Origin of the sequence: uncultured Chryseobacterium sp. (assembly GCF_936933875.1) — a bacterium.
In the GTDB taxonomy this organism is placed as follows: Bacteria; Bacteroidota; Bacteroidia; order Flavobacteriales; family Weeksellaceae; genus CAKZIK01.
In genome coordinates, this window is the sequence record NZ_CAKZIK010000005.1 from 1 (window position 1) to 13010 (window position 13010).

The 13010-nt window shown below is 36.0% G+C and carries 10 protein-coding genes; 4 read left to right on the forward strand and 6 right to left on the reverse strand.

Annotation, left to right across the window (positions count from 1 at the left end):
• The 3 genes from Q0252_RS00535 to Q0252_RS00545 form a co-directional block, all read left to right on the forward strand.
• On the forward strand, positions 1-739 hold a 739-nt coding region (locus Q0252_RS00535), incomplete at its 5' end, for an ABC transporter substrate-binding protein (protein ID WP_297982439.1).
• Positions 740-787: 48 nt separating this feature from the next.
• Positions 788-1432 carry a monofunctional biosynthetic peptidoglycan transglycosylase gene (mtgA, locus tag Q0252_RS00540; RefSeq protein WP_297982440.1) on the forward strand — a complete coding sequence of 215 codons (645 nt, stop codon included), beginning with the start codon at positions 788-790 and terminating at the stop codon, positions 1430-1432.
• A gap of 16 nt (positions 1433-1448) precedes the next feature.
• Entirely contained in the window at positions 1449-3482 is a 2034-nt protein-coding gene (locus tag Q0252_RS00545; RefSeq protein ID WP_297982442.1) for a recombinase, read from the forward strand.
• Here the strand turns inward: Q0252_RS00545 and Q0252_RS00550 are convergent.
• The 5 genes from Q0252_RS00550 to Q0252_RS00570 are packed head-to-tail and all read right to left on the reverse strand — an operon-like array spanning position 3460 to position 6288.
• Positions 3460-3750, reverse strand: coding sequence for a hypothetical protein (locus Q0252_RS00550; protein WP_297982445.1), 291 nt, complete (start codon positions 3748-3750; stop codon positions 3460-3462). The two genes, Q0252_RS00545 and Q0252_RS00550, sit on opposite strands and share 23 nt — an antisense overlap.
• Before the next feature lie 32 nt (positions 3751-3782).
• Positions 3783-4904 carry a DNA replication/repair protein RecF gene (locus tag Q0252_RS00555; RefSeq protein WP_297982448.1) on the reverse strand — a complete coding sequence of 374 codons (1122 nt, stop codon included), beginning with the start codon at positions 4902-4904 and terminating at the stop codon, positions 3783-3785.
• Positions 4901-5203, reverse strand: a complete 303-nt coding sequence (locus Q0252_RS00560; protein ID WP_297982451.1) for a type II toxin-antitoxin system RelE/ParE family toxin — start codon at positions 5201-5203, stop codon at positions 4901-4903. Before Q0252_RS00560 ends, Q0252_RS00555 begins: the two co-directional genes overlap by 4 nt.
• Positions 5188-5505 (reverse strand): hypothetical protein, encoded by a 318-nt coding sequence (locus Q0252_RS00565; RefSeq protein WP_297982453.1) that lies wholly within the window; start codon positions 5503-5505, stop codon positions 5188-5190. The genes Q0252_RS00560 and Q0252_RS00565 overlap by 16 nt, the downstream gene beginning before the upstream one ends.
• Positions 5506-5532: 27 nt before the next feature.
• Complete coding sequence (locus Q0252_RS00570) at positions 5533-6288, reverse strand: hypothetical protein (protein WP_297982456.1); 756 nt, start codon at positions 6286-6288, stop codon at positions 5533-5535.
• Positions 6289-6369: 81 nt separating this feature from the next.
• On the opposite strand from Q0252_RS00570, the gene Q0252_RS00575 reads away from it, so the two are divergent.
• Positions 6370-12294: an alpha-2-macroglobulin family protein gene (locus tag Q0252_RS00575; protein WP_297982459.1), complete on the forward strand. Its 5925-nt coding sequence runs from the start codon at positions 6370-6372 to the stop codon at positions 12292-12294.
• A gap of 62 nt (positions 12295-12356) precedes the next feature.
• On the opposite strand, the gene Q0252_RS00580 is transcribed toward Q0252_RS00575, so the two are convergent.
• Entirely contained in the window at positions 12357-12947 is a 591-nt protein-coding gene (locus Q0252_RS00580) for a porin family protein (protein ID WP_297982461.1), read from the reverse strand.
• Positions 12948-13010: the final 63 nt, after the last annotated feature.

Genomic DNA, 13010 nt, shown 5'->3' on the forward strand with positions numbered 1-13010 from the left:
AAACGAAAATAAAATCCAGAACGTCGGAAATGAGCAAAAATATGATGTTGAAAAAATAATCAGTTTAAAACCGGACGCGGTTTTCACCAATTACATTGCTACTTTCGAAAATACCTACGATTTGCTGAGCAAAAATAATATCGAAGTGATATTCCTGGATGAATATCTGGAGCAAAATCCTCTGGAAAAATCCAAATATCTAACTGTTTTCGGAAAGTTATTGGATGCAGAACAAGTTGCAGATTCAAAATTCAATCAAATCAAAAAACCTTACGATTCTCTTCAAACTATTGCTTCTAAAATTCAGGAAAAACCTGTGGTTTTAGCAAACGAAATGTATGGAAGTCAGTGGTTTCTTCCGGGCGGAAAAACAGGTTTGGCAACATTAATTAAAAATGCTGGAGGAAATTACATCAATGCATCAAACACCGATGAAAAAGCTGTTCCGTTAAGTTTTGAGGAGGTTTTCGTAAAAGCTGAAAAAGCAGAATTTTGGGTGAATGTTGGTAATCATGCTTCCAAAAAAGAACTGCTGCAAATCAACCCCAATTATGCAAAAATGAAAGTCTTTCAAACCGGTAAAATTTACGGTGTTAATGGAAAGGAGAAAGGCAAAGGCAACGATTTTTTTGAAAGTGGTGTCGTTCGTGCGGATTTGGTTCTGAAAGATTATATCAAAGTTTTTCATCCTCAGTTACTTCCAAATCATTCGCTGATTTATTTAAAAGAGTTAAAATAATTTTTTCAATAAAACGTTATCTTTACGCCCGAAAACAGGGAATTTTTTATGTGGTCTAAAATCAAGAAAACAATATACATCCTCATCCTCGCGAATATTTTATTTATTTTTTGGGGAAAATTCTTCAATGCTCCTATCACATTTACGCAAATTGGTGGTTTTTTTGAATATGGAAAGTTGCAACGCGATTACATCAGTTCCGAAGAAATGGGTTCGAATGTAAAAAAAGCTGTAATTGCTGCAGAAGACCAGAAATTTTTTATTCATAACGGATTCGATTATAAAGCCATTCAAAAGGCTTACGAGAAAAATAATCAGGGAAAAAAATTAAGAGGAGGAAGTACAATTTCTCAGCAAACGGCCAAAAATATTTTTCTTTGGCAGGGAAGAAGCTGGGTTCGTAAAGGTTTAGAAACCGTTTATACTTTCTTCATTGAATTAATTTGGGGAAAAGAGGTGATTTTGGAACGTTACCTTAATTCTATTGAAATGGGGCAAGGTGTTTTCGGGGTCGAAGCAGCTTCCGAATATTATTTCGGAAAACATTCTAAAGACCTTACGAAAAGCGAAGCAGCATGGATTGCAACAATTCTTCCCAACCCAAAAAAATACGATCCTCATCATCCTTCAAAATATCTGCGTAACCGTCATAACTGGATTTTACGCCAGATGAATAACGTCAGTTTGAAATAGCGTATCTTTGCACCAGATGGCTTTCGGTTTCTCCCATAAAGAAAACTTTGATCAGGTTCTTAAAAAATATTTTACTTTTAAGAACGAGACTAAGTCGTTGGATCCTTTATACGACGTATTTCAGGCTATCAAACGAGAAAATTTCGATGTTGTTTTAGAATATTTGAAGAACAGCCCCGGAATTACCCAAAATTTCAGCTATTACCTTCATCATATTTTTTCGGACAGAACCATCAATCTTTCGTTAACGGAAGCCAATATTCTCTCGGAAAACGCTTTTGTACCGGAACTTCGTAAAAGGATTCTGAATAAATTTTTACCGCCTGTAGAAAACGAACAAACCGTTTGGCATTTGGTAGATTATGTTTCGGTTCGTACCGCAAAAGATTACAAGTATTTTAAAAATATTTCTGAAGAAGAACTGGATGAACTTTTCAGACTATTGAAGATTGACAGGTTTATTACACATCCTTTTGTGAAAAACGAGCTGTTTTTCTCGATGAATATTTTAGCTTGGCGCGTTATCGGTAATGCGATGGATGTGGAAGTTGTTAACATGGCACCGGAATACAGAAATTTCGACAATCCTTTTCTGGCTTTGCAGGACGAAATGGATGTTTTAACCAACGAGTTCAAAGCCAATCCGGAATTTTTATTGACGACAAAAGATATTCACTTCAAACAGATAAAAATTTATCTGGAACAGTGTCTGGATTTTATTAACGTAGCTTTCAAAAACTCTGCGAAATACGGGATCTCGGGAAAAATTAATCAGTCCTTATTGAAAATACGTCAACAGCTCAACCGAATTTCAGATATCGTGAATTTGTTGGTAATTGATGATGAAACTGATGTTCCGAAGAAATCAAAGCAGCTGTTTTTCAATATTTTAGAATACAAATCTCACAAGAATAATATTTCTGAATTGGTGGATGAAAGTACGCGTTTGATGTCGCATCTCATCACCAATCATACTGCAGAAACTGGCGTTCATTACATTTCTTCAACGGTAAAAGATTACATGAAAATGTTTTGGAAAGCAAGTGGAGGAGGTGTAATTGTTGGTGTTTTGTGTGTACTCAAAATGCTTTACAGTTATATCACGGGAAGCGAATTTTCTCACGCCATTTTGTATTCTTTCAATTATGCGATGGGTTTCATCATGATTTATCTGATGCATTTTACCCTTGCAACAAAACAGCCTGCAATGACGGCTGCAACGATGGCGAAAGTACTTTCGGAAGAAAAAAATACACAAAAAAATTATCTGGATTTCGCACACCTTATTTCTAAACTTTTCAGAACGCAGTTCATTGCATTTGTAGGAAATGTTTTGTGGGCATTTCCGGTTTCTTTAGCCATTATTTATGGTCTGGATGTGCTTTTTAACCAAAATATGGCAGCAGAAAAATCTACAAAATTGCTGCAAGATTTGGATCCGTTTGAGTCTAAAGCTATTCTGCATGCTTCTTTGGCAGGTTTTTACCTTTTTATTTCGGGAATTATTTCGGGAAATATCGGGAACAACTCCGTCTTTTATCAGATTCCGAAACGTATCGCCAACAATCCTTTAATTAATCAGGTTTTAGGACCAAAAATTGCAAAATCAGCGTCACAATATTATTCCAGAAACTGGGCTGGAATTATTTCGAATTTTTGGTTTGGGGTTTGTCTTGGAGCAACCGGACCAATCGGAACTTTTTTGGGACTGGATTTGGATATCAGACATATCACTTTCGCAGCCGGAAACTTTGCATTAGGATTGTATGGGAAGGATTTTTCGGTGGACAGTTACACTTTCTGGATATCTTTCTTTACTGTTTTTCTCATTGGTTTTTTCAACTTTTTGGTGAGTTTCGGCCTTTCGATGGCACTTGCGCTTCGTTCCAGAAAAGTGAATTTTGGTGGAGTGAAAGAAATTCTGAAAGCTATTTTCCGCTACTTCCTGAAAAATCCCTTCCGTTTCTTTTTACCGATTTCGTCTAGCGAATTAGATTTGAGAGCGAAAGAAATGATACAAACGGCTTCTACAAAATCAGAAGATCGTTAATTTTTTCAGCTCCGAATTTTTCCTGAAATTTTTTGAGAAAGAATGATTTTTTGAGCCTGAAATCGTTTTTCAGCAGTGGAGATTTTATTTTAATCGAAAGAATGCCGTTCTCCAAATTCGTATCTCCAATTTCCTGAAAAAGGAAATCATCAAGATATTCCTGTAGAAAATCTTTCACCTCGAAAGCCAGTAATTTATCTTCAAAACCATAAATCTTCGCAAAAGATTTCACGAGTTCGGATGATTGATATTCTCTCTTTTTTTTCATGTCATTGCGAGTGCAGCGAAGCAATCTTTTGTTTAAATCTCAAATATTTTCGATTCCTCATTAATTCTCTTCACCACGCTTTCCGTTCTTTCCCGATGCGTATCTGTAATAAACATTTGCCCAAATTTTTCTTGATTGATCAATGAAATCAACTGTGAAACGCGGCTATCATCCAACTTATCGAAAATATCGTCGAGCAAAAGAATTGGATTTTTTCCGGTGAGTTCTTTAATTCTTTTAATTTGAGCCAGTTTCAAAGAAATTAAAAACGATTTCTGCTGACCTTGAGAACCGAATTTTTTCAAAGAATTTCCGTTCATTTCAAACAATAAATCATCTTTGTGAATTCCTTTGGAAGTATATGTTAAAGCCTTGTCTTTTTCAAGATTTTCAACTAGTAAAGATTTCATCTTGTTACCAGGCTGAGCGGAGTCGAAGCCTTCCAAAAGATGAGAGTCATAAATTACCGAAATTTTTTCGTTTCCGCCCGAAATTATTTCATAAAAATGCTGAACAACCGGATTCAGTTTTTCTACAAACCCTTTCCTTTTCTCAAAAATTTTAGTTCCGAAATTTGAAATGGGTTCGTCGTAAATTTCGAGAGAATCTTTATCAAAAGTTCTGTTTTTGGCAAAATATTTCAGTAAAGCATTTCTTTGTTGAAGCGTTTTTTGGTACTGAATTAAATTGAACAAATAATCATGGTCAGTTTGCGAAATCATCGCATCTAAAAACTTTCTTCTGCTTTCTCCGGAATCCGAAATCAGGTTCGAATCGTATGGCGAAATCATCACACTTGGCAAATAACCGATGTGGTCTGCAATTCGGTCGTAAGTTTTATCGTTTTTCTTGATGATTTTCTTGGCTTCTTTTGGTAGCAGAATTTTGATGATGTCCTCTTTTTCTTCATTCTGAATTTCAGACTCGATGGAAAAAAAACTTGTGCTGAGCGAAGTCGAAGCATCTGAATTGATGTTCTGAAAATCCGAGTTTCCCAAAAAACTTTTTCCCACCGAAAGATAATGCAAAGCATCGAGGATATTGGTTTTCCCGACACCGTTATTGCCCACAAAACAATTAATTTGCGGCGAAAATTCGAACGATTTTTCGTTGTGGTTTTTAAAATTGATAAGGGAAAGTTTGCGGAGAATCATAAGCCTAGGATTTCTTCAAGTTTATAAGGGTCTTGGCGAACGTCCCAAATTGCAACAATTTCAATGAGGTTCTCAGAATTTTTGTAAATAATATAAAAATCGCGAATAAGTTTTCCTCGGCAGTCGTCTTTTATTTCGATACCAATTTCGGGAAATTCAGAAATCAATTTTGCACTACTGTTAAACAGGCTGTTGAGTTTTCTTGAATATGTTTTTGATTTGTTACGAAAAATCCAATATTTCAGTATTTCACGTCTTTGAAACTTTGCGAAATCAGACCATTTTAATCTTTTAGCCATTCGTCAAATTCTTTTTCTACATCTTCATTGTCATGAACCAGTCCGTTTTTAATATCATCCAAACCTCTTTCAATCATTTTCAAATAAACAGGGTGCAATTCAATCGTTTCTTCTTTAAAATATTCCTCCACTTCTTGCTCAGTCATTGGTTGTTCGGAATCATAAACAGATTCCGGTTCAGAAACCATATTGATTTCCTTGTTTTCTTGCAAAAATTCCCAAAGTTTCATCAGTAAATTTCTGTTGGTGCTTTCATTTATAGCACGTGTCAGTTTATTTTTTAGGCTTTCGAAATTTTCCATCACTCAAATTTTCAGTAAAGATAAAATTTAAAATTTTTGAATCAAAATCAGAAATAAAAACGGCAAAGCAGAACAAAGTTCTACCCAAAAGGAAAAGTAGCAATCGCGGTTGCTGTTTTTGGAGAAATAAATCAATATAAAGGTTAAAATTGATGTGAAGAAGAGTGCTAATGAAAACTCTGGTTTTAAATAGAAAATCGCCAAAATATTAGCAGCAAAAATCAAAAAATACGCGAAGTATTTTGTGTTCTGAACACCTATTAATGTGGGAAAAGTCACCACATCATCAGCTTTCATGTCACGAATGTCAAAAGGTAAAACCAAAGCCGTGACGAATAGCCAGGAAATAAAAAATATGGAAGGATGAAATATGGGTAAAATCAGCCAGGAATTAATTAAAGCCCATGTTAATCCCACATAAAATATTTTTAAAAGAGGGATTTTTCGGATAAAAGTTTCTAAAAAACTGGAGTTATACAATAACCCTAAAACTACAATAACCAACCATTTCAAAAGCCGGATTTCGTTGTGGTTAAGAAAAATTAATATCGCTGAAAAAATTCCTGCTAAAAAATTGATAATCAGTATTTTTCTGAAATTTTTAGCGTGTTGGTATTTCGTGTATAAATAACCACTCCAAAACGTTATAAAAATGAGTAAAATGGTAGGAAACCGCACAATTTCCTGCTCCAGCATGAAAAATATGGCGAACAAAGTTCCGCATAAGGACACGAAAAGTTCGCTGTCTACAATATATTTTTTTAGTAAATTTAAGAACTGCATTTTAACGGCTTTGCCATTTCTTAATCAAAGAAAGACACGCAAATTTAATAATTCGGAATTTGGCGGAGCAAAAACAGAGTTATGAAAAAAATCCTATTCCTGTTCCTCTTTTTGGGGGCTTTTTTGATGATGAGCGCACAAACTTACTATGAAACTCAGTGGAAAAAAATTGAGCAAAACTACAAACAGGGGCTTTACAAAAGCAATCTTCCTATTATTCTCGAAATTCAAAACCGGGCGATAAAGGAAGACAATGCGGTTCAGTTAATCAAGTCTTTGAAAGCGCAGTTTTCTATTGTGAATCAAACGCAAGACGATACGCAAAATGACGCTGCATCTCAATTTTTCGCAAAACTTCAGTCGATGAATTCCACTTTGAAAGGGGAAGACAGACTAGTTTTCAAAGTGCTGTTGGGCGAATTTTTTCAGGAATATTATGATAATGAATCTTGGGAAATCAACCAGAGAACCAACATCAACAATCAGGATTTTGCACAGATTGAAACGTGGAGTAAGTTAGATTTCAAAAATTTTCTTTCTAAAAACTATGCTGAACTGGAAGCAGAAAAAGCCGGTTTAAAAGAGATCAAAATGGCGAAATACAAGGAAATTTTCTACAATGCGGAAAATCTGGAGTATTTCCCGACGCTTTTCGACTGGAATGCTTCGCAGCAAATTGAATTTTTGAGAGATGGACAGCTGTTTACACCGAATGAACTCAAAGCCAATCATCCCAAAATCAATGCGATTTTTGATGAGCTGATTGCCGGCAACGCAGGAAATCCCAAACTCTATTTTCAGCATCAGAAACTGTTGTATAACTGCGATTTTACAAACTGCGAAGACAGACTTGTCCAACTACAGAATCTTTTCAATTCCGCAACAGAAGGCGAATACAAAGTAGTGATTGCCGAGGATATTGTGGATGAACTGTTGAAAGAAAACAAACACAGGGAAGCGCTTCTACTCATCGACAGTGTGAAAAAACTGTATCCGAAATCCAACTTTTTGAACAACCTCAAAAACAAGGAAAATTCAATTGTAAATCCTTCGCTGATTATTCATTACGAAACCGAAACGCAGAGCAACGGTCCCATTCACATCGTCGCAGAGCATAAAAATGTGGACAGATTTTCCTTGAATATTTATCACACCGATGATTTGCAGGGTTTTATGAACCACGTTTACGACAGTTACCGCAACAAATTTGCTTCGGTGAAAAAAACATTGGTACGCAAGGAGACCTACGATATTCAGAACCAAAAAGATTACAAAACTTACAAAACTTCCTACGAAACGAAGCCGCTTCCTTCCGGAATTTATTTGGTGGAATATGTGGTGGAAAACGCGATTAACAGCACGTTTTACTTCATCGCTTCTGAAAACCGTGTGGTTGATTTTCAGAAAAATGATTACAATAAAAAAGACGATATTGAAAGACTGGTAAATCGTGAAAACGGAAAAGAAATCGCCAATTCCTCGATTGATTTTTATGAATACGCGAATCAGAAACCTTTGGTAAAAACTTCGGTAAAAACTGATGAAAAGGGAACTTTTGTATTTCCAAAATCTGTAAACAATGATTATTACCGCTATTATTTGCTGAAATCTTCCGGAAATAATTTTCAGTTGGTGAACCATTATGGAAACCGTCGAGATTACGATTATGGAAAAATTAACGATAATGAAACGGCACAGATTTTCCTTGACAGAGCCATTTATAGACCCGGACAAACTGTATATTTTAAGGTAATTGCTACCGCTTTAAACGGCGCAACAAAAACGGAGAAAGTAGCAGAAAAAGTTAAACTGAACATTATTTTAAATGATGCAAACGGCGAGGAAATATCTACACAGACTTTAACAACCAATGAATTTGGCTCGGTGAACGGAACATTTACGTTGCCTAAAGGAAAACTGAACGGTGATTTTTCTATTGAGGTGGACAGTGAAGGAACGAATTTAGATTGTAACGGTTACAAAAATTTTAAAGTTGAAGAATACAAACGTCCGAAATTTGAGGTGACTTTTGAACCGATTAAAGATGAATACAAATACGGACAAACTATCGAACTGAAAGGAAAAGCCGTGATGTTTTCAGGAGTTCCGCTTTCGAATGCAACCGTGAATTACGAAATCAAAAAACACAATATTCGCTGGATGTATTTCTGGTCGTATCCTCGTGGTAATGACAATGAAAATTCGATTTTAGGTTCTGTAAAGACCAATGAAAAAGGCGAGTTTACCATAAAAGTGGATTTGAAAAAAGATGAAACTTTAGACGGAATTCAGGTAGATAATTATGAAATCGAAGCGAGCGTAACCGACATCAACGGCGAAACGCAAAGCACCACCGAAAATGTGAAAGTGGCTTCGGTAACTCATTTCATCAAAGCCGATAATATCGGAAATACTTTTGCTGACGATAATGTAAAAGTTAAAGTAGAAACCAAAAACTACAACGAACACAATCTGAAGAAATCCTATAACGTAAAACTGGCGAAACTTCAGGAACCGCAGAGGATTTTCAGGGATAATTTTAAATCAAAAATTCAGGATTTGCCGCAACTTTCTGAAAGTGAATTCATCCAGAAATTCCCGCATGATTTCTTTGATAAAAATGATGATATCAAAAACTGGAAAACGGAAAAGATTGTTCTTCAGCGTGTTGAAAATTCCCCTTCTTCCAGAAGGGGTGGATCCGAGGAACGAGGAGACGGGGTAGTCAGTGAAGGCATCTCAAAATTGGATCTCGGAAAGTTGGAAGCCGGCGTTTACAAACTCGAACTCTACAACATCGAAGGCAAAGACACGATCAAAAGTGTTCAGCATTTTCAGGTTTGGGACAAAAGATTTTTGAAAGATCATCAGAAACCTTTTCTTGAAGTTATTCAGCCAAAAGACGAGTTCAAACGTGGCGAAAAAGCCAAAATCTATGTGTATTCAGCGATTCCGGATGCTCTCGTGAATGTTTTTGTTCAGAATGGAAACGGTGAAACCAAAACCGAAACACACAAAATGAAAAACGGCGTTTTGGTGTATGAAGTTCCGGTTCCAACCGATGAAATCATTTCTCAACTGAATGTTCAGTTTCAGATGGTGGCATTTAACGATGTGCAGACAAAAACTGTGGATGTAAAAATCAAGAATGAAAAGAAAAATCTGCGCATTGAAACCGTGACGTTCCGTGATAAACTTCAGCCGAATTCCAAAGAAAAATGGAGTGTAAAAATTTTAGGAGATGACAAAGAAAAAATTAACGCCGAAGTTTTGGCGAATATGTATGATACGAGTTTGGATCAGTTTGCGGTGAATAAATATTCTTGGCAAACGCTTTTCCAAAGTCCTTATTATATAGTAGGTTATGATATTAGAAGCCGTTTGTCTCAGCAATATTTTGCAAAAAGAGTGGAATATTTAAGACAATATGGAATTGAAATTCCGGAATTTAACTGGTTTGACGGTGGAATTTATGGAGGAAGAATTACAAGGCAATATGCAGTAGCTGCAGAAGCAAAAATGGCTCCAGCACCTACTGCAAATGACGCTTTAGCAGGAAAAGTTGCTGGAGTGCAAATTCGTGGAGTAAGAAGTATTTCTGATACGATCAAAAATCAAGAAATTGAAGAAGTAGTAACAATAGGTTATGGAAAGAAAAAAACTGAAACTTCTAACGATGTAAAAGTCCGTCAAAACCTTAACGAAACCGCGTTTTTCTATCCCAATTTAACGACGGACAAAGACGGAAATGTTAATTTTGAATTTACTTCTCCGGAAGCTTTAACGAAATGGAAACTGATGTTTTTGGCGCATACAAAAGACGCAAGAGCCGCAACCTTAGAAAAAGAAGTCGTAACGCAGAAGGAATTTTCGGTAACACCGAATTATCCAAGATTTCTGCGTGAAGGTGATGAATTAAATTTGCAGTCGAAACTTTCTAACTTAACGACTCAACAACTCAACGGAAGCGCTTCATTACAGATTTTAGACGCTTTGACCAATGAAGATATTTCTTCAAAATTTGGTGTGAACAATTCGGTTCAAAATTTCAATGTTGCAGGAAACGAAAACTCAGTAGCCAACTGGAAAATCAAAGTTCCGAATGATGTTTCTTCGATTATTTTGAAAGTGGTTGCCAAAGCCGGCAACTTCAGTGACGGTGAACAGAAAGCGATTGCCGTTCTTCCAAACAGAATGTTGGTGACCGACGCTCAACCGATTTTCGTGAAAGAAGGTCAGACCAAAACTTTCATACTGAAAAATCTGGCTGAAAATACTTCAACGACGGCAACCAATGTGTCCAATTCGTTGGAACTCACCACCAATCCGATTTGGGAAATTATGTTTGCGCTTCCAAGTTTGAAAGACGATCAAAATTTGTCGGCAGATGTGCAGTTCAACAAGTGGTTTGCCGATGTGTTGGCGTCCGAAATTTTCAAAGCCAATCCAAGAATGAAAGCCGTTTTTGATGAATATCAGAACAAAGGTTTACTGACTTCAAACCTTGAAAAAAATCAGGAACTGAAACAACTTTTGCTCGAAGAAACACCTTGGGTTTTGGAAAGCAAAAATGAAACAGAACAAATGCAGAAATTGGCAAGAATTTTTGATGCGAATTCGATGAGAAATTCCATCAATCAGGATTGGGACGATTTGAAAAAACTTCAAAATCCGGACGGCGGTTTCTCTTGGTATGCAGGTTATCCAAGTTCGTATTATAACTCGCTTTACATTCTGAAAAATTTGGGCAGAATTAATGAGTGGCTGAAAGGGAATGTATCAGAATATCAGTCTTCAGAACAAAAAGAAATGGTTTCAAAATTGGTGAATTTTGTGGATAATGAAGTCAATAAATATTACCGAATTGAAAACGCGAACAAAGACAATATCTGGAACAATTTCGTTTTGGATTATCTCGACACGCGTCATTACTGGGAAAATCAATATCCTTTGAAAAATAAAGGAGCGACTTTGAAAACTTTGGTCATTCAAAAAGCACCAAAAGCCGAAATCAAGGATTTCACTTTCTTCGGATTGCACAGAGCAGCCTTACTTTTTGAAAATTATAAGTTGACCAATTTGTCCAAAAAATTAATGACGTATCTGAAAGAAACTTCCACCACTACAGAAACGCAAGGTATTTACTGGAAACAAAACCTAAACGACTGGGGTTGGTATTCTTCAAAAACTGTCAATCATGCGGGAGCTTTGGAAGCGTTCAGCAAACTAACGCCAAACGATGCCAATTTCATTGAAGAAATGAAAATCTGGCTCATTACGCAGAAAGAAGTTTCAAGTTGGGATACATCACGAAGCACCGCAGAAGTGATTTACACGATTTTGAATTCAGGAAAATCCTGGACTTCCACAGAAAGTGATAAAGCCACGATTGTTTGGGGCGGAAAATCTTTAGAAAACGCCGATACCAAAGCAACAGGTTATGTGAAGTCGACACTAAAACCTGAAAATATTGATAAAAACTTGGCAGCCGTTACCGTTACAAAACCGGGTCCAGGAATTGTACAAGGTGGCTTGTTCTGGCAATATTATGAGGATTTGGATAAAATTAAATCTTCTGAAACCTACATTTCCATCACGAAAGAACTGTACCGTAAAATAAAAACGGAAAACGGCGAAGAACTTCAGAAAATCACAGCCACAACTCCGCTGAAAGTCGGCGATAAAGTGACGGTAAGAATGATTTTGAATACTGACCGAAATATGGAATTCATTCATTTAAAAGATATGCGCGCTGCAGGTTTTGAACCTTTGGACGTAATTTCCGGTTATCAGTGGAAAAATAATTTAGGATATTATCAGTCAACGAAAGATGCGTCCACTAATTTCTACATCGAAAATATGCCGAAAGGAAAATATGTTTTCGAGTATGATTATGTTGCTAATGCAAGTGGAAAATTCGCAAACGGCATTACAACACTTCAAAACTACTATGCACCACAAATGAATGCGCATACGCAGGGAACAAACGTTGTGATTTCCGATTAGAAAAAAAAAACTAACTTCTTTTCGAAGTTAGTTTTTTTTTATATCCAAAAATTTAATTTAAATTAAAATCCGTATTGCAACCCGACTTGGAAGCCGCTATTTCTTAGCTGTTTGTCACTATTTTTCCAACTTGTAGAACCGTTCTTTTTAATATCTGTAAAACCAATAATATATCTTGCACCAATAGCCATATTACTAAACTTGAAGCCCAATCCAATTCCTCCGCTCAGGTCCAATTGATTATATGCATCTTTATCTTTCTCGATTATCGTTTTACTATCACTTTGGTATTTATTTTTGTTACCAATCAAAACGCCAAACTGAGGTCCACCTTCTACATAAAATTTTGGAATCAATTCAAACTGAAACATAATTGGCATTGATAAATAATTAAGATTCAGCGTGTGTGATGTATTATTATTTTCATACTTAACACCCATATTGTTATAAATCAATTCTGGCTGGATACTTAGCAAGGCATTCACAGGAGCATTCATATAAGCTCCTACATAAAAACCAATTTTGGAATTGGTGTCTCCCCAAGTATTTTCTTTACTTATTGTAGAAATGTTGGCACCGCCTTTCACTCCAAATGATTGCGAATAAGCCAAAGACATCATCGTTACTCCCAACACCCCAAATATTTTCTTCATATATATAATCGTTTATCAACAACAAAAATATAAAATATGAAACAAAAAAAGACCGAATAAATC

Excerpts from the sequence above, each read along its gene's own strand:
- mtgA (WP_297982440.1), top strand. The coding sequence starts at position 788 with ATGTGGTCTAAAATCAAGAAAACAATATACATCCTCATCCTCGCGAAT.
- Q0252_RS00545 (WP_297982442.1), top strand. The coding sequence starts at position 1,449 with ATGGCTTTCGGTTTCTCCCATAAAGAAAACTTTGATCAGGTTCTTAAA.
- Q0252_RS00550 (WP_297982445.1), bottom strand. The coding sequence starts at position 3,750 with ATGAAAAAAAAGAGAGAATATCAATCATCCGAACTCGTGAAATCTTTT.
- Q0252_RS00555 (WP_297982448.1), bottom strand. The coding sequence starts at position 4,904 with ATGATTCTCCGCAAACTTTCCCTTATCAATTTTAAAAACCACAACGAA.
- Q0252_RS00560 (WP_297982451.1), bottom strand. The coding sequence starts at position 5,203 with ATGGCTAAAAGATTAAAATGGTCTGATTTCGCAAAGTTTCAAAGACGT.
- Q0252_RS00565 (WP_297982453.1), bottom strand. The coding sequence starts at position 5,505 with ATGGAAAATTTCGAAAGCCTAAAAAATAAACTGACACGTGCTATAAAT.
- Q0252_RS00570 (WP_297982456.1), bottom strand. The coding sequence starts at position 6,288 with ATGCAGTTCTTAAATTTACTAAAAAAATATATTGTAGACAGCGAACTT.
- Q0252_RS00575 (WP_297982459.1), top strand. The coding sequence starts at position 6,370 with ATGAAAAAAATCCTATTCCTGTTCCTCTTTTTGGGGGCTTTTTTGATG.
- Q0252_RS00580 (WP_297982461.1), bottom strand. The coding sequence starts at position 12,947 with ATGAAGAAAATATTTGGGGTGTTGGGAGTAACGATGATGTCTTTGGCT.